Raw genomic sequence first — 21,536 nt, 5'->3', positions numbered from 1 at the left:
AAAGGCGAAGTTTTACTAAAGTTAAAGTACGAAGGAAATTAATATATGAAAGCAGATGAATTCATGCCAAACAATCAAAAATCCACCCCACTCCACTGAAAAATCACCATACCTCCTTCAGCACAGCACACACACAATGCCTTCATCCAAATACAAATAACCAATTGCTACTATACTAGTTGTTTTTTAAAATCTACACAAAGTTAAAGAAGTATTCTTTGAATCAGCCCTATTCTTCTCTCCAAACAACAGCTACCCTTCAATTAAACGTTTCAACTTAAGCTCCGTTTCAGTATCCTCAACTGGAGTATAGACACTGCATCTTAAGTCAGTATCCCCGTACACTTGTAATGAAGTGAGATTAAACAACATTTTCCCTACCTTGGCATGACGAAATTCAATTAATACTTCAGGTGCATAACTGATCTCATTTTCATTCCATATTTTACGAAACTCAGGATATGCCTGCTCCATTTCTTCTATAAATTGCTCATACCAGTCATCCGCCACATACTGTCCATAATACGTTCTAAATATGGCGATATATCCTCTTACAAAATGCTCCCAATTCACGGCTAAACTTTTAAATTCCTTTCTTGCGAATAGTAAGCGGATGATATTTCTTTCTGCTGGGATGATTTGTTCAAAGTCCAAAAATACATTAGCTGCTGCTTGATTCCACCCAACAATTATATCTGACTTCTTCTATCAGATATAATTGTTGGGCAATAACGAAGTTCCTGCAAAATTTTCACTAAAGCCGGACTGATTTCCTTCTCATTCTCAATGATATAGGATTGTTTCACACCTTCCTCTAACGCTAAAGCGTACAAATATCTCCTTTCATCGTTATTTAATTGTAATGCACTAGAAATCGCATCTAATACCGAAGTAGATACTTTTATATCTCTGCCTTGCTCTAACCATGTATACCAAGTAAGACTCACACCGGCTAGTTGAGCTACTTCTTCTCTTCTGAGCCCTGGTGTTCTTCTGCGGGTTCCTACAGGTAAACCAACCATTTGAGGCGTGATTTTTGAACGTTGGTTTTTTAGAAATTCTGATAATGCTTGAAGTCTTGTTTCAGGTTTCAATATGATCACCCTTTAAAATATTATTCATTATACTAGGATAAACAACAACTTGTAATAGGATAACACAATGGATAAAGTTAATAAAAACAAGGAGGGAATGATCATGAAAAGAGTAGTCATTACTGGAATGGGAGTTATTTCTCCACTAGGAAATGATATAGATAGCTTTTGGAATCAACTCGTTAAAGGACAATCGGGAATATCTCTCATTGATTCTTTTGATACGACTGATTATAAAACAAAAATAGCTGGAATCGTTCGTGATTTCGATGCAGATGAAATATTAGGGAGAAAAGAAGCAAAACGATTAGATCGTTTTAGTCAGTTTGCCTTAGCAGCAGCCGAACAAGCATTAGAACATTCACAATTACAGTTAGATCAAGTAGATCTTGAACGTTTAGGCGTATATGTTGGTTCAGGAATCGGGGGCATACAATCGCTTGTTGATAATGTGAATGTATTAGATAAACGAGGTCCATCGAGAGTAAGCCCCAGCCTTGTCCCCATGATGATTTCAAATGCAGCTGCGGCCCAAATCAGTATTAAATTAGGCGCACAAGGGCCATCATTGTCACCAGTCACAGCTTGCTCTATTGGGAACACCTCTATTGGTGAAGCTTTCAATGCGATCCGAAATGATGAAGCAGATATTATATTTGCCGGTGGAGCAGAAGCTGCTGTCAATCAGATATCTTTGGCTAGCTTTGGAAACGCACATGCACTATCTACTAGAAACCAAGACCCAAGTCGTGCCAGCCGCCCATTCGATACAGATAGAGATGGCTTTGTTATGAGTGAAGGCGCAGGTATCTTAGTATTAGAATCATTAGACAACGCAATTCTTAGAGATGCGCCGATATTATGTGAAGTAGTGGGATACGGGGCTAGTTCAGATGCACATCATATGGTCGCTTCACACCCAGAAGGTAGGGGTGCCTACTTAGCCATGAAGAAAGCATTGAGAAGTGCAGATATATCAACAAGTGAAATCGATGTTATTAGTGCTCATGCAACAAGTACACAAGTAGGTGATCGTTCAGAAGTTCTAGCGATTAAGAAATTATTTGGTGATCGTTCAGGTGAAATTCCAACAACGGCAAACAAATCAATGACTGGGCACATGTTTGGTGCTGCTGGCGGAGTAGAAGCGATTGCTTTAGTGGAAAGTTTGAGACGAGGATTGATTCCGCCAACTATTAATGTAGAGAAACAAGATCCAGATTGCAATTTAGATGTTGTATTAGAAGCGAGACAGCTTCCATTGAAATATGGGCTATCCAATTCTTTTGGTTTTGGAGGACATAATTCAGCCATCTTGTTAAAACATTACGATTGAAGTGGTGAAAAGGTGAAATAATGACAAAACAAGGGTTTATAGTCCTTGATTTGTCATGATGGGAATACCTCACAGACAATTGATCACGGACCTCAGCTATCTGATATATTCATTATATTCCTGTTTAGACGGTTTTGAGGATGAAGATAAGGATGAGAACGCCCATAACATTTTAAAAGTAAGGAAACTATCTTATTAGCCTCCTTACTTTTATATCAATACACTATTATTGAATACTAAATAGCATTAATCCCATTTTTCCATATGTACTTTTAATTCTGGTATACTTAATATCCTTTGTATCTCTGTATCATTTTCCGTATCTATATAACTTTCTTCTTCATGAGAAGATGTAACCAGCCATTCTTCTCCATTTTTGAAGAAGGACAAGTCTTCTGGTAAATTTGGTTGCTCCCAATCATATAAAGAATTTGCGAATTCTTTTAGAATACTCTTCGCATTTTCATCTGTATAATAGTAATAAACTTTTGCTGTATTGTTAAATAGCATTGTGCTAGCCCATTCTGATTGTTCTTTCATCTCTTTCAATGAACTTTCAAGTCTTTTTAGGAAGGGATCAAAAGATTTTAAAGATCCCATATCTTTTCTTAAAACTAAATGAAACTCATCACAAATGTCGAAAGCCAAATCAATTAATTTGGAGTACTGCTCACCTTTTGGATTTTGATCAATAACTAACATATTTACACCTTCTCATATACCCATTTTTTAGATTTTTTGAATGTAAGTTCTTTTATGCTTCTTAAACTCAGATTATGCAACATAAGTAACTCCTGTAATAGTCACCGCTAGACCTATTGAAATTAAATGTGCTAAAAGTGCTTCTCCACCAAACGAAGAGATTACTAGAATGAATAGTATATATTTATTTCCAACACCACTTTTAACACATATTTTCATAAAAACACAAAGCTATTATAACAGCTTGTTATTATTGATTAAATACACACAAGATAAATATAGTAATAAATTCCATTTAAAAGGTATTAATATAGGTTTTCATAATTAATGAAGTGAATAAAAGAATTGAAAACAAATCTATCGAAAGTTAAAATTTCCACAGCAGTCCCTATAAATCTTTGACCTAATTATAGTTTTTTGATTTTTGCTCAGTTTCAAAATAAAGAACTATCGGTTATTATCCTACGTAACTTTTTTGAAGTAGTACTATCTAAATTCAAATGAAATTCCTTAAGCCCATCACCCTTTACACTCAAAAAGATTTGATCAATTATTTTATTTACTCATTTGATAAATAAATATAAAAGGAGGAGATTCCATGTCTACTAACAATAAACCGAACAGATTAATCACTGAAAAATCACCCTACCTCCTTCAACACGCCCACAACCCAGTTCACTGGTACCCGTGGGGGCAAGAAGCATTCGACAAAGCGAAACGTGAAAATAAACCGGTGCTTGTCAGCATCGGCTACGCCACTTGCCACTGGTGCCACGTCATGGCACACGAAAGCTTTGAAGATCAACAAGTCGCTGACATCCTAAACGAGCATTTCATTTCAATCAAGGTCGATCGTGAGGAGCGTCCAGACATTGACTCGATGTATATGTCCGTTTGTCAGATGATGACGGGGCAAGGAGGCTGGCCGCTCAACGTGTTTGTCACGCCTGATCAAAAGCCTTTTTATGCGGGGACATACTTTCCAAAAAGAAGTGCTTACGGCCGTCCCGGCTTCATTGAAGCACTGACGCAATTGCTGGATGCGTATCACAACGATCGTGATCATATTGAATCATTGGCAGAAAAGGCAACAAATAATTTACGGATCAAGGCAGCAGGGCAGACAGAAAATACGCTCACTCAGGAGTCGATTCACAAAGCCTATTATCAGCTCATGAGCAGCTTTGATACGCTGTATGGCGGCTTCGGTTCTGCGCCTAAATTTCCCGCACCTCATATGCTCACGTTTCTCATGCGTTATTTTGAATGGACAGGGCAAGAAAATGCGTTATATGCCGTCACAAAAACATTAAATGGCATGGCAAACGGCGGTATTTATGATCATATTGGTTCTGGATTTACTCGATATTCAACGGATGAAAAATGGCTTGTGCCGCATTTTGAAAAGATGCTGTATGATAACGCCTTGCTGATAGATGCCTACACCGAAGCCTATCAAATCACTCAACACCTTGAGTACGAAAAGCTTGTCCAAGACCTCATTCAATTTATCAAACGAGACATGATGAATCGTGATGGCTCTTTTTATTCGGCAATCGATGCCGATTCGGAAGGAAAGGAAGGGCAATATTACGTTTGGACAAAAGAGGAGATCATGACTCATTTAGGTGATGACCTCGGCACTTTATTTTGTGCGGTCTACCACATCACAGAGGAAGGAAATTTTGAAGGACAGAACATCCCTCATACCATTTCCACCTCATTTGATGACATCAAGGCAGCATATTCAATCGACGACAAAACCCTTCATTCCAAACTGCAATCCGCTCGACACATCTTACTCACTGTAAGACAGCAGCGACCTGCACCGCTAATCGATGACAAGGTACTCACATCGTGGAATGCGCTGATGATCTCCGCACTTGCCAAAGCAGGGAGTGTCTTTCATGAAAAAGAGGCTATCCGCATAGCAAAACAGGCAATGTCTTTTCTAGAAACACACCTCGTCCAGCAGGAACGGCTCATGGTCCGCTACAGGGAAGGGGACGTAAAGCATCTAGGCTTTATCGAGGATTATGCGCACATGCTCACAGCGTATATGTCTTTATACGAAGCGACCTTTGACCTAGATTGGCTGACAAAAGCCAGAGCCGTTGCTGAAAATATGTTTGAACTGTTTTGGGATGAGCAAATCGGGGGCTTTTTCTTCTCAGGCTCAGATGCAGAAGCGCTTATTGTTCGTGAAAAAGAAGTATACGACGGGGCCATGCCGTCTGGTAACAGTACTGCACTCCAACAGCTTCTGAAACTAAGCAGAATGATCGGACGTCAAGACTGGATCGAAACACTAGAGAAGATGTTCAGCGCCTTTTACGTCGATGTCTCTTCCTATCCAAGCGGACATACCGCCTTTTTACAAGGACTATTAAGCCAATATGCCGTCAAACGAGAAATCATTATTCTCGGGAAAAAGGGCGATCCGCAAAAAGAACAGCTTCTACAAGCATTGCAAAAACGATTCATGCCATTTGATCTCATTTTAACTGCCGAAACAGGGCAAGAATTAGCAAGGCTCGCACCTTTTGCAAAAGATTACAAAACGATCAACGACAGCACGACGGTCTATATTTGTGAAAACTACAGCTGCCGCCAGCCGATCACCAATCTCGACGAAGCGATGGATCAATTATTCCAAACTTGAGCTGTCATATGATGACTATGAGAAGACAAAATGAGGACAAACAGATAAAAAACATGTCAATCCGCTAACAATTCGTCTATACGGTTTTATTTTTCCTCTAAAACGGTTAGAATGCGCACTAGATGTTCTCATACCGAAGGGAGAGAAAATAGTTGAAAAAAGTATCATATACACTCATTGCTTGTCTGTTATCAGTGGGGCTTGCAGCCTGCTCATCAAACGATGCGAAACAGGATAAGCAAAACGATTCAGCCAAAAGCAAGGAAACAACACAGGCTGACCAAAAAGAGCAGCAAAAGCAAATGGAAGAGATGCAAAAGAAATTAGACGCACAAAAAATTGATGATCAAAAGGTCGTTGCGACCGTCAACAAAGATAAAATCACAGGCAGTGAATACAATAGCGCCCTATCAACCATTCAAGGTCAACTTCAGCAGTCAGGACAAGACCCAACATCTAAAGAAGGCGCAAAAGCTGTCAAAAAGCAAACCATTGATGCGCTAGTAGGTCAAGAGCTCATCCTGCAAGATGCTGAGAAGAAGGGCTATAAAGCCTCTGACAAACAAGTCGATCAGCAGCTAAAAGAAGAAAAGAAACAATTTAAAGACAATGCTCAATTTGAAGAAGCACTCAAAAAGAGCGGACTGACAATGGATCAGCTGAAAAGTGATATTGCCGACAGCATCAAATACAGCCAATATGTCGACAAAGAAATTAAATCAGCCTCTGTGTCTGAAAAAGACGTCAAAGCGTACTATGACCAATACGCCGAACAAATGAAAAAACAAAAACAAAAAGCACCTGATTTCAAAGACGTCAAATCACAAATCAAGAAGCAGTTAGAATCTCAAGAAAAGCAAAAAGAAGTACAAAAAGAAATTGATCAACTAAAGAAATCTGCAAAAATTGATGTATCAATTTAACCACTATTAAAAATCCGCCATTGTGCGGATTTTTTTCATCACTTCAAGAACTGTTTTTCCAAAATAATGACAAAAGCCTCATCATAAACATCTACTCCATCCGATATGATGGGAGTACAAAAGAAAGCGTTATCAATTCTTTTGTCTCTGAAAAAGTACAAGATCAAAGACAGACCTCGTACTTTTGTTTCAGTCATATCTACAAGAGGAGGATGTTTATGTTCAAATGGTTTAAACCCGCTCCGCATATCGACAGGCTCGATGATGCCAAAACAGACGAAACCTATAAACGGCTGCGTCTGCAAGTCTTTTTGGGGATCTTTATCGGATATGCTGGCTACTATTTGCTGCGCAAAAATTTCGCATTTGCCATCCCTTATTTACAGGAAGAGGGGTTCACAAAAAGTGAATTAGGCTTTGTACTGGCGGCTGTTTCAATCGCTTATGGCTTTAGTAAATTCATTATGGGGATGATCTCAGACCGGTGTAACCCAAGATACTTTTTAGCCGCTGGACTCTTTCTATCAGCTCTTATCAATATTCTTTTTGTCTCATTTCCATGGGTGACATCCAGTGTATGGATCATGTTTTTATTCATGTTCTTAAACGGCTGGTTTCAAGGAATGGGGTGGCCGCCATGCGGACGAACGATGGCGCATTGGTTTTCGGTGAGTGAACGTGGTACGAAAATGTCCATTTGGAACGTCGCTCACAATATCGGCGGGGGGATTCTTGCACCGCTTATTACATTAGGAATTGTTTTGTTTGCGACGTGGAAAAGTATCTTTTTCTTCCCTGCCATCATCGCCATTATCGTCTCCTTCGTCATCATTCTTCTCGTACGGGACACCCCGCAATCCGCTGGTCTTCCGCCAATTGAAGAATACCGAAATGACTATCCGGCACAACAATATGAAGATCAAGAAAAAGAATTAACCGTAAAAGAGATTTTGTTTAAATATGTACTCAACAATAAATTCCTTTGGTATATCGCCATTGCCAACGTCTTTGTGTACTTTGTCCGTTACGGGGTCGTAGACTGGGCACCTACCTATTTAACAGAAGCAAAAGGATTCTCACCAGAGCATTCACGCTGGTCTTATTTCCTTTATGAATATGCAGGCATCCCTGGTACATTATTGTGCGGGTGGATTAGTGACCGCTTCTTTAGAAGCCGCCGCGCACCTGCTGGCGTCCTCTTTATGATTGGCGTATTAATTGCGGTTCTTGTGTACTGGTTAAACCCTGCTGGCAATCCAATGGTTGATAATATTGCCCTCATCAGCATCGGATTTTTAATTTACGGACCCGTCATGCTCATTGGACTGCAAGCCATTGATCTCGCTCCGAAAAAAGCCGCTGGCACTGCTGCCGGGCTGACAGGATTCTTTGGATATATTGGTGGCTCTGCTTTTGCTAATGCCATGATGGGTGTCGTCGTCGATCACTATGACTGGACAGGAGGTTTCATTTTACTAGTTGGTTCTTGTATCCTTGCGATTGTGTTCCTCGCCATGACATGGAATACAGGAAAGCGCGTAGAGCAAGCTTAATGAAAATCACATAAAAGATTCATCTCCGCCCAACATGCCCTTTACATCTATTTCTTATGATGGAGGCAGTTACCGTAAAAGGAGGATAAAATATGAAGAAAAGTAGATTACTTGCTTTCGTGTTACTCTCTTTTGCTTTACTGTCTTTTGGTTGGGTGCCGACCACCATATCGGCACATGAACATCTTTTATCTCCAGATCGCATTTTAACCGTTGCACACCGCGGAGCATCAGGGTATGCCCCAGAGCATACCCTAGCTTCCTACAAGCTCGCCACAAAGATGAATGCAGATTACCTCGAACTCGACCTTCAAATGACAAAGGATGGACACCTCATCGTCATGCACGATGAAACGGTTGACCGGACGACAAACGGAACAGGCTGGGTCAAAGACCTCACACTTGCCGAAATCAAACAGCTTGATGCCGGTGCATGGTTTAACGAAGCCAACCCCGACAAACAAAATGCCCACTTTATTGGACAGCAAGTCCTCACATTAGATGAGGTATTACGTTACTTCGGTAAACGAGAAAATTATTATATTGAAACCAAAAAACCAGACATCTATCCGCAAATGGAAGAAAAACTATTGGCCGTCTTAAAGAAACATCATCTTCTTGGAAAACATACGAGAAAAGGGCAGGTCATCATCCAATCTTTCAGCCAAGAAAGTCTATTAAAATTGCAGAAACTCGCCCCTCGACTTCCAAAAGTACAGCTTTTAGACAGGGCGCAAATGACATCTATTACAGATGATCAGCTCGACTTCATCAAAACGTATGCAGTGGGGATCGGACCGAATTTTAGAGCTTTGACACTTGAAAATGTACTGCAGGTCAGAAGCCATGGACTCCTCCTTCACCCATATACGGTAAACAGCGAAGCAGACATGACACGTCTTCTGCAATACGGCGTCACTGGTCTTTTCACCAACTTTCCAGATGTCTTTCAGCGTGTCAAAGCTTCTCTGTAAACGACAAAAGCCTTGCGGGTCCACTCCGCAAGGCTTTTGATTATTTCACCGTTTGATCAGAAGAAGCTGTTTCAATCGGTTTTCGTTTACCAATTCCGAAGATGAAGAAGCTAAGCGCTACAACAATCAAGAAAACAATCCCCACAATAAGAGAAATACGTGTATCCTGATTAATGAGCATAAACACAAGAACCATCAATAAAAAGCCAATCGTAAGATAATTAGAAACTGGTGCTAGCGGCATCTTGAATGGATGCTGATCAAGCGCTGCCCCCTTCGCTTTTCTGAAGCCAATGTGACTAATTAAAATTACAAACCAAGGCACCATACCAGGAAGGACACTCGCACTATACACATAAACGAAAATGTTTGGCGGAGAAACGTAATTTAAGACCACCCCAACCGCTAAACCAATCAGCACAGCAAATGTCCCAAAATACGGTACACCATTCTTCGAAATTTTTGTAAAGAAAGCAGGTGCCTGTCCATTCACACCTAATGTATAAAGCATACGTCCCGCACTGAAGATTCCACTATTACAGCCGGACATCGCTGCTGTAATGACAACAAAGTTAATAATACCTGCTGCTGCCGTAATTCCAATTTTCGCAAACGTCGCCACAAATGGACTGCCGAGCGTATTCAGCTGATCCCACGGATACACCGTCACGATGACAAAGATCGCACCGATATAGAAAATCAAAATACGCCAGATGATGCTTTTGATGGCATTTGTCAGCGTCTTTTGCGGATTTTGCGCCTCACCTGCAGTAATCCCAATGAGCTCTACCCCTTGATAGGCAGCAATCACTAGGGACAATGCAAACAAGAAACCGCTAAATCCACCTGTAAAGAATCCGCCATGCGCCCAAAGGTTAGACAAACCAATCGCTGTTCCACCATTGCCAAACCCAAAGAAAATAATGCCTAAACCTGCAATGATCATTAAAATAATCGTCACAATCTTGATCATCGCAAACCAGAATTCAAACTCACCGAATGACTTAACCGAAATCAAGTTGGCCGCACCTAAAATGATCATGGCGATTAATCCGGGAATCCACGCCGGTAACTCCGGGAACCAATATTTCATATAAGCGCCTACAGCGATAATCTCAGACATTCCAACAATGACCCACTGGAACCAGTTACTCCAAGCTGTCATATACCCCGCAAGCGGATGAATATATTGATGCCCAAATGTAGCAAACGATCCCGTACTCGGTTCAAGATACAACATTTCTCCCATCGCACGCATAATAAAAAAGATAAAAATACCACACACTGCGTACGCTAGAAGAACCGATGGACCTGTCCATTGAATGGCTTTAGCTGACCCCATAAATAAGCCAACACCAATTGTGCCGCCAAGCGCAATCATTTGAATATGACGAGCACTTAACCCTCTCTTTAATTCCTTTTGAGCCACTTCTATTCCCCCTCATCAACAAACAACATAAAAAATAAAAAATCAGAATTTTCATTCTGATTCAAAATCTTCAATCTTTCGATGTATATTATCATAATAAATCTACCCTTAAAAAACAATTGTTTTTTTGAGGAAAACACCGTTATTATAATATTCAGATATTTAAAATCCTTAAATTTTGTTATTTGCATATAAAAAGTTAGGAACCTTTTATAACTAAACATATTTTTAAAACACGACCTTCTTCTACTAAATAAAGACCGAACAACGATAATCAAAAAGACATAATCAAATGACTATGCCCTTCAATCATATTCTCATAATATTTCTAAAACACCGTACGCTTAATAAAGACTCTACTGCTTTTTATCTTTTTTTTCTCTAGTAAGAATCTTTATTGTAAATAAGGAGACTAAGCCGATTAATATCAACACGACCTCCATCGTACCGGAAATATGACTAAACTTCAAAAAGGCTATAAGTAGAATAACCATTCCAACACCTATATAAAAGATTAAATTATTATTTTTTTTTGATGAATTCGACATATACTAAATCTCCTTTTTTGTATATTTAAATAAATACAGTTAAAGATTTATATATACAAATAACAGCCGCAATCACAATTATTTGTACATTTGGTTTCTTCTCAACATATCTTAACCACAGACTAACAACAACTAAACCTAGATAAAAGAACGGATTGAAGAAGATATTCGTTGAGAAATTTTCTGCTGTCAAATTATTTGCGTTTGATAACACAATAGTGTCTAACACTTGGTTTACATTTAAAATGAGATTAAATAAACTAGCAATGAAAAAGCTTTTCATCATATTTACTCTAATGTTCATCATGACAGAGCTAATATGAATGAGTAAAGAAACAATCACAACATCTATTAATGACGCTAAAATTAATAGTATAATTGTCATTAAAATCACCGTATTTTCCCCTACATTGATAGATGATTTTTTTAATAAGGGGGCAGAAATAGCATCTGTAATGTAAAGCGATACAATGAAATGAATGAATATAATGACGCTCCAAATGAATAGTAAATTAAGCTTTTCTTTTTTTAACATGTCCATCTCCCTATAAACAAAAGAAGTTCACTATAATAAGAATTCAACCACTGCAGCTAATAACAATAAAGCTGTCCCATAAATAAAGTATCGGATGACTGTATAAATATCTCTCCAAAAATCAAATCTGTGATCAAAAACGAAATATTTCAAAAACAAACTGACTGGATAAATACCGATTTTAAAGAAAAAATAAATTGCAGGAAGTTCAATCACTCCATGCAAAATATGATAAAGAACGTATCCTATATCATGCCCTAACAATAGAGCTCCCTTCATTGTCACTCCAAGCAGATATGCATTTGAAGCGATGAGAAAGGTGGTGAGCAGGCCTGCTGTAACGACACCAACGACAAGAACCATACAGTATAAAAAATTGTTAGTAAAATAAAGGAACACACTATCCTCTACATACATGACATCCGAGGGTGCTTTTTTAGTTATTATAAAACCAATAACACCGAATACTACATGAAGGAGTATAAATGATAGAGTAGAGACTGCTGAAAGTCTAACTTTAATTTTATTTATGAACAATTTCTTCATACTGCTCCTCTAAATAAAAAACCTTATCACATATCCCTCTTAATGTTTCAATTTGATGTGTTGAGAATATAATCGAACATTGTTTGCTCGCAAGTTCTTTAAATTTTTCAATGATCACTTTTTGACTTTTCTCATCAATACCTGTAAGTGGTTCATCTAATAATAAATAATGAATATCTTCATTGATGAGTGCGGCACAAAGCGCCAATTTTTGTTTCATTCCGTGAGAATAATGTTTGATCAATTTATCCTTATTCGGATATAGAGTATAGTCCTTTAAAATACTATGAATCTTTGCAACATCTTTTTTCTTAGAAACAGATTGTATAAATACAAGGTATTCATATCCTGTTAAATATTCATATGATCTAGGTACGTCAGGCACAAACACTACATTTTCCTCGGCCTCTTTCACGATATCACCACTATGTAACTCATAAATACCAGCTAAACATTTTAATAATGTCGATTTACCCGAGCCATTAGAACCAACTACAGCAACAATTTCGCCTGGTATTAACTCTAAATTGATCTTTTCAAAGATCAAACTGTTTCCATAACTAAAAGATGCTTTCTTAATTTGCATTTTTCATTACATCCTTCACCTTGGTATTTCTCAAATACAAGATCGCGACGACGAGAATTGAAATTTGGATCACGATTAACGTCACTATGTACTTTCCTAATTGAAATGGCATCTCCAGACTAAAAATTTCCATAATGAATATAAAGGAAAGCAAAATAGAGATTATGTACAAATAAACATTTTCAAATACGACTGCCTTACTTGAGTTTCCTATTTCATAATCACTTTCTGGATTTATTTTCGGAAAGAGTATGGCACCAATCGTAGCAGCTAGCCCCATATTGATAAATACAAAAACAATTAAAAGAGCAACGCCAGTAATGAATGAATAAGGAATATGTAAGATGACCATAGTTATGACACTAAAGATTACTGGAATCCCAGATAAAATCAAATAGATATATACTTTCTGAACCAAGATTTCATTTAAAGAAATATTCAATGCAGTATTTGGTGGCAATGCAAAAAATTCAATATCAGGGCTAATCACCTTTTTTAAATAATCTGTTATAAAATTTGAGAAAGCCACAGCGATAAATATGATGGATAACAGAATATAGGAATCATTCCCTTTTAATAATAAACTAACCAATACCGGAACTATCGCTAAGGCACATACTTGTAGGACATATAAATATTTCAAAAACCTGAGTTTATTGTAGTAAGTTCTTTTTATAAGTAAGATATCTTTGTTAAAGAATACTCTCTTTTTAAACCCCACCTTATGCTGAACAACAGTTTCCTTTGCATTTAATTCTTCTTTACCAATTTTTCGAAACACCTTATGATGGTGAAACACCATAGACAAAATAAATAGAACTAAACAGGTAATTAATAGTTCAGTCAAGATGTTGAATAGATCAAATTGAAAATGATTATAGACTTGTATAATCTCCGATTTAAAATAATGGAACATGGCTAATAGTACGATATACGCAGTAAAACATACTAAAATGAGCTTGACTAACCGTATATTTTGGCCAATACCTTTTTGAAAGTAGCTTCTATAAAAATGATAAGAAGAAAAGTTCATCACTGTTATAATGATGATTATCACTAATAACACAAAATAAATAATGTTTAATTGATTCTCAACCATAAACATAGGCACAAAAAAAATCAAGGAGAATTTAAAGACAGTTTTACCGAAAAAATAAAAATAAATATGCCGATAAATTTTTCTAAATGATTCTGTTCTATCCACAATTACATTTTGATGTAACGTGTAAATCAAATAATTCTTTATAGGGAAATCTCTCGCATCTATAATTGCTAAGATGCAACATAACGTACTTATAAGGGTCATGTCTAATATACGAGCTTTTAAAACAAAAAATAAACCTATGCCTATTGCAGGATAAATGATGAAAAATCTTAAAGATAGAAATAAATATGTAGCATGACCTAACCATTGTGGTAATGATGCTTCATCTATTTTCTTCCTAAGATACATTTTTTCAAATAGTAAAGCTAATCTCATATATATCACCTAATATAGTGTATTGGGGGAGAAGACAAAGCTTAGTAGTTAATAACTGCTTTTCTTCCCTGTGCCTTTGCTATTGCTTTTAAAGCACCGATTGCTCCAGCTAGAGCAAGTCCTACACCTGTGGCTGCGCCAACAATGCCAATAATAGATGCAATTGTTCCGCCTGCCATAATAAGGTCTGCAATTTTTTCAGCTGTACTTAGTTCAATGCCAAGCTTCGCTACTAAAAAGTTCTGATTAATACTCATAAAAGCAACAGAAGTTACAGCGACTGTTGCGATTAATGACATAAAACCTAATCCAAATAATTTTTTACGTGTTGTTAAGCTCATAAGTTTTCCCCTTTTCTTTGATTATTTTCTCCCCCTTATTTATATCTTGTCATTTAAATTGTATAATTTCAACATTAAATACAAATTATATTATAATTAGTAAATTAATACTATTTCGCTAGATCTATCAATTAAAATGGAAATAAGAATAAAGACCGTTCTTGAAATAGGAGACATTGTAAAAAATAAACCTAAAGACCCCGAAATCATTTCATCAAAAAGATTGTCTACACACTATAATTCTAGTATTTACTACTAGGTCCAGCTCACAGTAGCCTTTTATAATACCTAAAAAAGTTGTAACACGGATTAGTTAATTTCAATCAGTTACATAAGGTAGATCATATCAAAAAAACTCGTAGAGAATCTTTGTTTCTCTACGAGCTGAGACCGCTCACACGGTCTCCTCAAGCTCAAAATGCAAATTCATCGGCACATCTGGCAGAGCCGAAGCCTCCACCATATTCGTTGTAGGTGTTTTCTCATTCACTTCCTCAAATCGAAAACCGTCAGCCCAGACTGTTCCATGACCGCTGAGCAGCACTCCAAAATGAATGGATTCACTGCGCGTAGGAACATCTAATACGATCGCATATTGATTCCATTCCGTAGAATCTGTCACAGGTCGATTCTGCATATTATCAAACTGCACCGTATCACCCTTTCCGTCATCTACCCGCATCCAAATTCCTGCTGAAGATACATTCTCTGTTTTCAAGAAAGCAGAGAGCTTCAACCGCTTGCCTGCATACTCTTTTGCTTGAAACCCTTGCATCATTGTCGCAAACTGTCCTTCTTGTACGCCTTCTTTAGATGATAAAACACCTGATTGCTTTCCCGTATGGAACTCTGCTGTATCAACACCCATCTCATACATATGCGGATGTGAACCACTCAAACCCCAGCCAGGTACTGCTTCATGTAATGTCATCGAATCTTCCTCCTTTTTCATTTGCATGTCTCTCATCATCGACCTGTACATTCCGGGAGGTAAGGAATACAGATGCTTAAAAGCACGCGTAAAGGCTTCCTGCGATTGGAATTGTAACGAAAAAGCGATGTCTAAAATCCCCTGATCCGTATACAAAAGAAGCTGTGCAGCCGTAGCTAATCTTCGTTTCCGCACATATTCCCCCATCGACAGCCCGGTTTCTCGTTTAAACACACGCAGCAAATGAAAATGTGAATATCCTACTTTCTCAGGCACCTGTCTCAGCGACAGCTCATCCATCAAATGCGACTCCAAATAAGAAATCACCTCTTGCGTCACCCGACTATACATCATCTCCCTCACCTCTTCTTGATCATAAAACAAATCAGTTCACTCGTTTTGATCAAAATTGCGATGTTTCATCTGTCCAGCTGAGGAGGAAAACCGCTAACGTGAGCGCTCGTTGTTCGATAGAAACTCCCTCACATCATCTGCGATTTCTTTTGATTTCGTATGATGCAAATAATGGCCGCCTTTGAAAGTAACGACTTTTCCGTGGTCTACATGTTTCAGCAGCTCTTCATGCATTGGTTTCCAGCTTGGTGTTTCTTCCTCCGTTTGATCCGCTAGATAGAAAGCAACAGGGAGCTTCTTAGGGAAATGTAGGCGTTGAGCGTTTTTAAAATTGTTTCTAAAGTTTTCTGCCTCACTCGCTTGGCTTTCATCCAAGAAATTTCGGAAAGTCAGCATTTTAATCTGAGCTTTCGTTTGATCATCTACTTTAGGCATCACCAGTTGATCTGGATTCATTTTCACTATCAATCTGTAAAAGCCGGATTGATGAAGCAGCTGTAAGCTGGAGACTGGCAATTCATCCGTTTCCTGTTTAGGAACACTCGTATCAATGCCGACAAAGGCTTGGACTTCTTTTTCGTATTGATTCACATATTCTAATCCATAAATGCCAGCAATCGAATGACCCATCAGCGTATATTTTTTAATGTTGAGTTTTTGCAAACATTCATGAATCTCATCCACAATGTTTTGACTTGTCCTTACTTTATCTGTGTCGTCACTTAAACCATAACCAAACGGTTCAATCACAACGACTCTATAATCTGGCGATAACTCCTTGACTAACGGTTCAAAATCCAGCACAGGTGAAGCAGTTCCATAGCCTGGGAGAAGGACAATCGTTTCTTTCCCATCGCCTTGAATGAGCACATTCATTTGCTTCCCATCTACCAAGACCTTTTGCCCATAATCTTCTATTTTCCCCTGTTCTCTTTCATTACTAATTAGATTCACAACATAAACACTGGCTACAAATACAACCAAGACAGTCAGAATGGTACATAGAGCAATCAGCATTATTTTCAGTAATTTTTTCATTATTTTTTCTTCCCTTCATGATGAAGTACCCTAGCTTGCATCCGCAGATAAAAGATTAGTATTTTCTTTCACAATAGATAATGCCAATGGTATTTGCACAAACACTTGATACATACATAAACGTAATCGCTATATAAAACCATTCCGTTGGAGATGATAATTCATGAACAAAAGCTTGAATGACAGCAACCAATATATAGGCTAATGCCACACCTACAATTGAAAAACTTCCGGCTTTCGCTAAAATAAATTGACCCCGTTCATCCTGTTTATATTCACGGCTTTTCTTAAATTGAAAGACCGTACTTAAGATAGAAAGGATAATCAGAGAATAAAGTATGATCGTTGTCATCATCGCTGTTGTTCCTCCTTGTCGACCTCTTGAAAAACGTCATATAAATCAACTTCAAATGTTCTCGCAATTTGAAATGCTAGTTGTAAAGACAAAGAATATTTACCATTTTCAATCGCTGCCACAGTTTGACGAGTCACACCTAACTTCTCTGCCAAATCCTTTTGTGTCCAGTCTTTTTCTGCCCGTAATACCTTAATTCTATTTTTAATCTCCATTTCAAATTCCTTTCTTAAAGGATGATTTATTTAACAATATGTTAAAAATAATTAACATTATGTTAAATAAAAATAACCTCTTTTCTTCTGTATGTCAATTTCACCGGATGCAAAAAAGAATCATCCATTTTGAAAGACCTACCTCAAAATGAATGATTCTCTATAAATGATGTGATCATCTGATTTAAAACACTTTCCTCTGGTAAATCGCAGTAGAAAATCCCCAAGATAGCAAGTAGATGAGCATAATCAGTACAGTTGACCCCGTATATACAATAGGGATAGATAAATTCATGATAAAATCAGTGATCCCACTGAATTGCTCTGCTAAATAGAGAACAACAGGCGGTCCCATAGCAGATAATACGATAAAGCCAATGATCACTGCCGTTGTGATATAACCAGGCTTTAAGATATAAAACAATGGAAACGTACATGCTGCGAACAATAAAAACAACCCGCTGCCAATCGCAATATCTGACAGCGAAAACAGCTTCCCAAACACAAATAATGCAGCACTTGTCAGCACGATCGCAATACTCATATAGAAAATGGCGCCAAGATAACGTGATGCGATAATTTCTTTACGTGTATAGGGCAAGGAATTTAATAGAATATTCGTTTCTGCCTTCTCATCATAAGCATATGTGTTAAATGGAATGAAGACACTAGCGACTAGAAACGTTAATACTGGATGGACATCCATGAAAATGAAAAATAAGATAAACGGAATAAAAATAAGTAACTGCTTCTTTTGCAAAATCACATCACGCTTAATTAAATGAAACATGCGCAACCCCGCCTTTCAAATAAAACATGATATCCTCAAGCGACGCCGGTTCAATCACAACAGCATCCCCAAAAATAAGTTTCACCTCATCAATCCGATCTGTTAATGCTTCAAATCCGGCTGCCGTACGCTGAATATGGATAAACGCCTTTTCTGTGTCTCGATCCAGCAAATCCAGGCTCCCCTTCACCAGCACATAATTCTCCGCCACCTCATGAATCGACTGTTGAAAGACCAATCTTCCATTTTGTATAAACGCAATATAATCCGCAATGCGATCTAAATCAGTCGTCATATGCGTTGAGAAAAAAATCGTTCGATTTACATCAATCATCAATTCTTGTAACGTACTTAGCAGCTCTCTTCTAAATACCGGATCTAAACCAGCAGTTGGTTCATCCATGATAATCAGCTCTGCATGATGCGACAGCGCAATCGCAAGCGATGCCTTCATCTGCATCCCTTTTGAAAATGTTTTAATCGCTTTATGAAGCGGCAGGCCAAACTGTTCAATATATTGATAAAATAGTCTATCATCCCAGCGTTTATAGGCAGGTGCCACAATTCGTTTGATGTCTTTTAAATTCAATCCTGGGAAAAAAACGTTAGCATCGTAAACAAAGCCAATTCGTTCCTTAATCTCTTTTTCATGGGTGCGATAATCTAATCCAAAAATTTTAACCTCACCAGAATCTGGTTTTAACAAATTCATGATCATTTTAATCGTGGTCGACTTACCGGCTCCATTTTCTCCAATAAACCCAGTAACAAAGCCCTTTTTGACCTGTAAATCAAGATTCTGCACAGAAAAGTCTTTGAACCGTTTTGATACTCCTTTGAATTCAATCACGTGCTTCACTCATCTCACTCCTCATACAAGAACTTTAATAACTGCTGCAATTCATCAAAAGATAAGCCTAATTCCTTGCCGTTTGTAACAACCGCTCCAAGCTGTTCCTCAATCACCTTCAATTTTTTCTCTCTCATGACCTCTAGGTTTTGCTCGGCAACAAACGATCCCTTCCCTACAATCGAATAAATAAATCCTGCCTTCTCTAACTCTTCATATGCACGTTTTGTTGTGATGACGCTGATTTGTAAATCCTTCGCCAGCTTTCGGATAGACGGCAGGGCCGCACCTTCTGCAAGCTCCCCCGTTAAGATCAACGATTTGATTTGCGTCGTAATTTGCTCATAGATAGGCTCCTTAGAATGATTAGAAATCGTAATTTGCATATAAAAAACCTCTTTTTTCTGTACTGGTATTCGCAATGAAATATTGTATATACTCTATATATACATTATATACACACTAAAAAAATATTCAACTCCTTTTATGAACTTTTTTGAATGCGATCCAAATAAAAAACCGCACAGCTCTTCAGCCATGCGGTTCCTCAACAAATCAATTTATCTCCAATATACCCATTTTCCCATAAGCCATTCCACAGGCCCTCTTCTCCATTTTTTCAAATAGAGATAGCTGATGAAGAGCTGTGCTGTGTAAAGTCCGACAGCAAGCAGCAATCCAAACATTGAGCCCATTTGTCCAAATAAACCAAGTCCGTAAGAATAGAAAATCGTTGTACAAATAATAGATTGAGCCAAATAGTTTGATAAAGACAATCGGCCCAGTCCTGCAAGCAGACGTTTCAATCCTTGTGCAACCTTTGAATAGTAAAAGACAATAAAAGCTTGAATATAACCGATCGTCAGGACATAGGCTCCTAACGTCATCACCATTTCACTCCAAGGGGCATCAATAAACGTCGCACATTTTAAAGCGAGCCCGATCAAAATCATCCAGATCCAGCCTTTACGATACGCCATTCCTCGATCTTCTTCTGTCAGATGACCTTTTTTCCCAATGGCCATGCCAAGCAGTGCAAATGGCCCCACCATGATCGTACCGAATAGAAAACCTAAGATCGGCATCAACGTAATGGTCACGATCGCCATAATAATGGTCACAATCATCATATCGTCTTCAATCGTCACCCGGCTCAATAAAATATCACCGTATGCACCCTTCGCATACACATCAGTTAATAAATCATCATTTCCATAAACAAAGGTCATCAGATATGGTAAAACCACTAATGACAAAGCACCTAACACACCTGACCAAATCAGCATTGTTTTGATCCGGCTGCTTAAAAACATCATCAAGAAAAACGTACATGCTCCATAATATAAGAGAATATCACCATTCCAAATGAATATGTAATGCAACATCCCAAGCACAATAAGACCAAAGCCGCGGCGAACGACGATGGCATTCGTATTCAGCCCCTTTGCCTTTGTGGATTCAATCAACTTGATAAAAGAATACCCAAACAAAAAGGAGAAAATCGGATAAAATGACCCCTGGAACAAGATCTCCGTCACATATACCCCAAACTCCTGTCCCCATATGCTCGGATCAAACATCTTCTCAAAATCATAATCATATTGAAAATTAAGCATATTCACAATCAAAATACCTAATAAACTAAAACCACGTAAACTATCAATAAATTCAACCCTAGATCCCTTCAACACGACAGCTCCTTCGGAAAATATAAATACAACCATACAATATAATAACCCATATATGTAAAAAGAGGTTATAAAATCCCCAAAAGTTATAAACTATCTTAAATTGTACTTAACAATAAGACAAGTAAGATTAGTGAAATAATCATACTCTTAAAAATAAAACTTAATTTATACATCATTTAACTAATATAATTATCTTTATATATACTTTATTCGCCCCTCTACAAAACAAAGACTTATTTACTACATGAAAATGAAATCCAATAAAAAACCCGAAAAATATAGTTCATAAGCTTCAATTTATGTAAAATATGAAAAAATATGAAAAATTGTTTTATTTAGGATTATTTTGATTTGATATTTAATACACAAATTAACAGGGGGTGAAAACAATGGTAGCTTTCTTGAGGCTTGTTGCTCAACTTGGTACTAAAGCAGCTAAATGGGCTTGGGACAACAAATCAACTGTTATCAACTGGATCAAGAACGGTGCAACGTTCCAATGGATCAGTGATAAAATTGACAGCATCATCAATGGCTAATTCTGAGATTATCTTTCAAAGTAGTTTGGTGGAGGTGAAAACAATGGTAGCTTTCTTGAGGCTT

21 protein-coding genes and 1 pseudogene are annotated in these 21,536 nt (G+C 37.8%); 6 read left to right on the top strand and 16 right to left on the bottom strand.

Going from position 1 to position 21,536, the window contains the following annotated elements; all coding sequences use genetic code 11:
- Window positions 1-252: 252 nt before the first annotated feature.
- Window positions 253-1,094 (bottom strand): annotated as a pseudogene (locus BA79_RS12140) (helix-turn-helix transcriptional regulator).
- Window positions 1,095-1,197: 103 nt separating this feature from the next.
- Here BA79_RS12140 and fabF point away from each other — a divergent pair.
- On the top strand, window positions 1,198-2,430 hold the full coding sequence (gene fabF, locus BA79_RS12135; RefSeq protein ID WP_035702991.1) for a beta-ketoacyl-ACP synthase II: 1,233 nt from the start codon (window positions 1,198-1,200) through the stop codon (window positions 2,428-2,430).
- A 246-nt stretch (window positions 2,431-2,676) separates the two neighbouring features.
- On the opposite strand, the gene BA79_RS12130 is transcribed toward fabF, so the two are convergent.
- Window positions 2,677-3,132: a hypothetical protein gene (locus tag BA79_RS12130; RefSeq protein WP_035702989.1), complete on the bottom strand. Its 456-nt coding sequence runs from the start codon at window positions 3,130-3,132 to the stop codon at window positions 2,677-2,679.
- A 598-nt stretch (window positions 3,133-3,730) separates the two neighbouring features.
- Here BA79_RS12130 and BA79_RS19875 point away from each other — a divergent pair.
- From BA79_RS19875 to BA79_RS12110, 4 genes are all read left to right on the top strand, one after another.
- Window positions 3,731-5,794, top strand: a complete 2,064-nt coding sequence (locus BA79_RS19875) for a thioredoxin domain-containing protein (protein WP_035702987.1) — start codon at window positions 3,731-3,733, stop codon at window positions 5,792-5,794.
- A 152-nt stretch (window positions 5,795-5,946) separates the two neighbouring features.
- A complete protein-coding gene (locus tag BA79_RS12120) occupies window positions 5,947-6,717 on the top strand; it encodes a SurA N-terminal domain-containing protein (RefSeq protein WP_035702985.1) in 771 nt (256 codons plus the stop codon).
- A 218-nt stretch (window positions 6,718-6,935) separates the two neighbouring features.
- Window positions 6,936-8,270 carry a glycerol-3-phosphate transporter gene (glpT, locus tag BA79_RS12115; RefSeq protein ID WP_008343899.1) on the top strand — a complete coding sequence of 445 codons (1,335 nt, stop codon included), beginning with the start codon at window positions 6,936-6,938 and terminating at the stop codon, window positions 8,268-8,270.
- Window positions 8,271-8,362: 92 nt separating this feature from the next.
- Window positions 8,363-9,244, top strand: coding sequence for a glycerophosphodiester phosphodiesterase (locus tag BA79_RS12110; RefSeq protein ID WP_035702984.1), 882 nt, complete (start codon window positions 8,363-8,365; stop codon window positions 9,242-9,244).
- Window positions 9,245-9,284: 40 nt separating this feature from the next.
- Here the strand turns inward: BA79_RS12110 and BA79_RS12105 are convergent, their stop codons facing one another.
- From BA79_RS12105 to BA79_RS12030, 14 genes are all read right to left on the bottom strand, one after another.
- Window positions 9,285-10,673: an amino acid permease gene (locus tag BA79_RS12105; protein ID WP_035702983.1), complete on the bottom strand. Its 1,389-nt coding sequence runs from the start codon at window positions 10,671-10,673 to the stop codon at window positions 9,285-9,287.
- A 573-nt stretch (window positions 10,674-11,246) separates the two neighbouring features.
- Window positions 11,247-11,756, bottom strand: a complete 510-nt coding sequence (locus BA79_RS12090) for a hypothetical protein (RefSeq protein ID WP_017366501.1) — start codon at window positions 11,754-11,756, stop codon at window positions 11,247-11,249.
- 30 nt (window positions 11,757-11,786) lie between these two features.
- Window positions 11,787-12,302: a stage II sporulation protein M gene (locus tag BA79_RS12085; RefSeq protein WP_017366500.1), complete on the bottom strand. Its 516-nt coding sequence runs from the start codon at window positions 12,300-12,302 to the stop codon at window positions 11,787-11,789.
- Window positions 12,280-12,888 (bottom strand): ATP-binding cassette domain-containing protein, encoded by a 609-nt coding sequence (locus BA79_RS12080; protein WP_051626190.1) that lies wholly within the window; start codon window positions 12,886-12,888, stop codon window positions 12,280-12,282. The genes BA79_RS12085 and BA79_RS12080 overlap by 23 nt, the downstream gene beginning before the upstream one ends.
- On the bottom strand, window positions 12,878-14,368 hold the full coding sequence (locus BA79_RS12075; RefSeq protein ID WP_035702979.1) for a hypothetical protein: 1,491 nt from the start codon (window positions 14,366-14,368) through the stop codon (window positions 12,878-12,880). The genes BA79_RS12080 and BA79_RS12075 overlap by 11 nt, the downstream gene beginning before the upstream one ends.
- A 41-nt stretch (window positions 14,369-14,409) precedes the next feature.
- Window positions 14,410-14,709 (bottom strand): circular bacteriocin, circularin A/uberolysin family, encoded by a 300-nt coding sequence (locus tag BA79_RS12070; RefSeq protein ID WP_017366497.1) that lies wholly within the window; start codon window positions 14,707-14,709, stop codon window positions 14,410-14,412.
- 394 nt (window positions 14,710-15,103) lie between these two features.
- The gene (locus BA79_RS12065) at window positions 15,104-15,994 is read right to left on the bottom strand and encodes a helix-turn-helix domain-containing protein (protein WP_035702976.1); all 891 of its coding nucleotides are present in this window, start codon (window positions 15,992-15,994) and stop codon (window positions 15,104-15,106) included.
- Window positions 15,995-16,087: 93 nt separating this feature from the next.
- On the bottom strand, window positions 16,088-17,032 hold the full coding sequence (locus tag BA79_RS12060) for an alpha/beta fold hydrolase (RefSeq protein ID WP_017366495.1): 945 nt from the start codon (window positions 17,030-17,032) through the stop codon (window positions 16,088-16,090).
- Window positions 17,033-17,087: 55 nt separating this feature from the next.
- The gene (locus BA79_RS12055; RefSeq protein ID WP_017366494.1) at window positions 17,088-17,387 is read right to left on the bottom strand and encodes a hypothetical protein; all 300 of its coding nucleotides are present in this window, start codon (window positions 17,385-17,387) and stop codon (window positions 17,088-17,090) included.
- Window positions 17,384-17,602 carry a helix-turn-helix transcriptional regulator gene (locus BA79_RS12050; protein WP_035702974.1) on the bottom strand — a complete coding sequence of 73 codons (219 nt, stop codon included), beginning with the start codon at window positions 17,600-17,602 and terminating at the stop codon, window positions 17,384-17,386. Before BA79_RS12050 ends, BA79_RS12055 begins: the two co-directional genes overlap by 4 nt.
- A gap of 184 nt (window positions 17,603-17,786) precedes the next feature.
- Entirely contained in the window at window positions 17,787-18,392 is a 606-nt protein-coding gene (locus tag BA79_RS12045) for an ABC-2 transporter permease (RefSeq protein WP_035702971.1), read from the bottom strand.
- Window positions 18,376-19,251: an ABC transporter ATP-binding protein gene (locus BA79_RS12040; protein WP_035702969.1), complete on the bottom strand. Its 876-nt coding sequence runs from the start codon at window positions 19,249-19,251 to the stop codon at window positions 18,376-18,378. The genes BA79_RS12045 and BA79_RS12040 overlap by 17 nt, the downstream gene beginning before the upstream one ends.
- Before the next feature lie 5 nt (window positions 19,252-19,256).
- Window positions 19,257-19,628 (bottom strand): GntR family transcriptional regulator, encoded by a 372-nt coding sequence (locus tag BA79_RS12035; protein WP_017366490.1) that lies wholly within the window; start codon window positions 19,626-19,628, stop codon window positions 19,257-19,259.
- A 174-nt stretch (window positions 19,629-19,802) separates the two neighbouring features.
- A complete protein-coding gene (locus tag BA79_RS12030) occupies window positions 19,803-20,930 on the bottom strand; it encodes a DUF418 domain-containing protein (protein ID WP_017366489.1) in 1,128 nt (375 codons plus the stop codon).
- Between the two features lie 392 nt (window positions 20,931-21,322).
- Here BA79_RS12030 and BA79_RS12025 point away from each other — a divergent pair, with 392 nt between their 5' ends.
- Window positions 21,323-21,472 carry an aureocin A53 family class IId bacteriocin gene (locus BA79_RS12025; protein WP_035390638.1) on the top strand — a complete coding sequence of 50 codons (150 nt, stop codon included), beginning with the start codon at window positions 21,323-21,325 and terminating at the stop codon, window positions 21,470-21,472.
- Window positions 21,473-21,536: the final 64 nt, after the last annotated feature.

Origin of the sequence: Bacillus altitudinis 41KF2b, assembly GCF_000691145.1 — a bacterium.
Taxonomy (GTDB): domain Bacteria; phylum Bacillota; class Bacilli; order Bacillales; family Bacillaceae; genus Bacillus; species Bacillus altitudinis.
Note: the sequence above shows the minus strand (reverse complement) of the source record. Positions and strands in the feature narration are given on the sequence as shown.

Coding starts and splice junctions, on each gene's coding strand:
- fabF (WP_035702991.1), top strand. CDS start 1,198: ATGAAAAGAGTAGTCATTACTGGAATGGGAGTTATTTCTCCACTAGGA.
- BA79_RS12130 (WP_035702989.1), bottom strand. CDS start 3,132: ATGTTAGTTATTGATCAAAATCCAAAAGGTGAGCAGTACTCCAAATTA.
- BA79_RS19875 (WP_035702987.1), top strand. CDS start 3,731: ATGTCTACTAACAATAAACCGAACAGATTAATCACTGAAAAATCACCC.
- glpT (WP_008343899.1), top strand. CDS start 6,936: ATGTTCAAATGGTTTAAACCCGCTCCGCATATCGACAGGCTCGATGAT.
- BA79_RS12110 (WP_035702984.1), top strand. CDS start 8,363: ATGAAGAAAAGTAGATTACTTGCTTTCGTGTTACTCTCTTTTGCTTTA.
- BA79_RS12090 (WP_017366501.1), bottom strand. CDS start 11,756: ATGTTAAAAAAAGAAAAGCTTAATTTACTATTCATTTGGAGCGTCATT.
- BA79_RS12085 (WP_017366500.1), bottom strand. CDS start 12,302: ATGAAGAAATTGTTCATAAATAAAATTAAAGTTAGACTTTCAGCAGTC.
- BA79_RS12080 (WP_051626190.1), bottom strand. CDS start 12,888: ATGCAAATTAAGAAAGCATCTTTTAGTTATGGAAACAGTTTGATCTTT.
- BA79_RS12075 (WP_035702979.1), bottom strand. CDS start 14,368: ATGAGATTAGCTTTACTATTTGAAAAAATGTATCTTAGGAAGAAAATA.
- BA79_RS12070 (WP_017366497.1), bottom strand. CDS start 14,709: ATGAGCTTAACAACACGTAAAAAATTATTTGGATTAGGTTTTATGTCA.
- BA79_RS12065 (WP_035702976.1), bottom strand. CDS start 15,994: ATGATGTATAGTCGGGTGACGCAAGAGGTGATTTCTTATTTGGAGTCG.
- BA79_RS12060 (WP_017366495.1), bottom strand. CDS start 17,032: ATGAAAAAATTACTGAAAATAATGCTGATTGCTCTATGTACCATTCTG.
- BA79_RS12055 (WP_017366494.1), bottom strand. CDS start 17,387: ATGATGACAACGATCATACTTTATTCTCTGATTATCCTTTCTATCTTA.
- BA79_RS12050 (WP_035702974.1), bottom strand. CDS start 17,602: ATGGAGATTAAAAATAGAATTAAGGTATTACGGGCAGAAAAAGACTGG.
- BA79_RS12045 (WP_035702971.1), bottom strand. CDS start 18,392: ATGTTTCATTTAATTAAGCGTGATGTGATTTTGCAAAAGAAGCAGTTA.
- BA79_RS12035 (WP_017366490.1), bottom strand. CDS start 19,628: ATGCAAATTACGATTTCTAATCATTCTAAGGAGCCTATCTATGAGCAA.
- BA79_RS12025 (WP_035390638.1), top strand. CDS start 21,323: ATGGTAGCTTTCTTGAGGCTTGTTGCTCAACTTGGTACTAAAGCAGCT.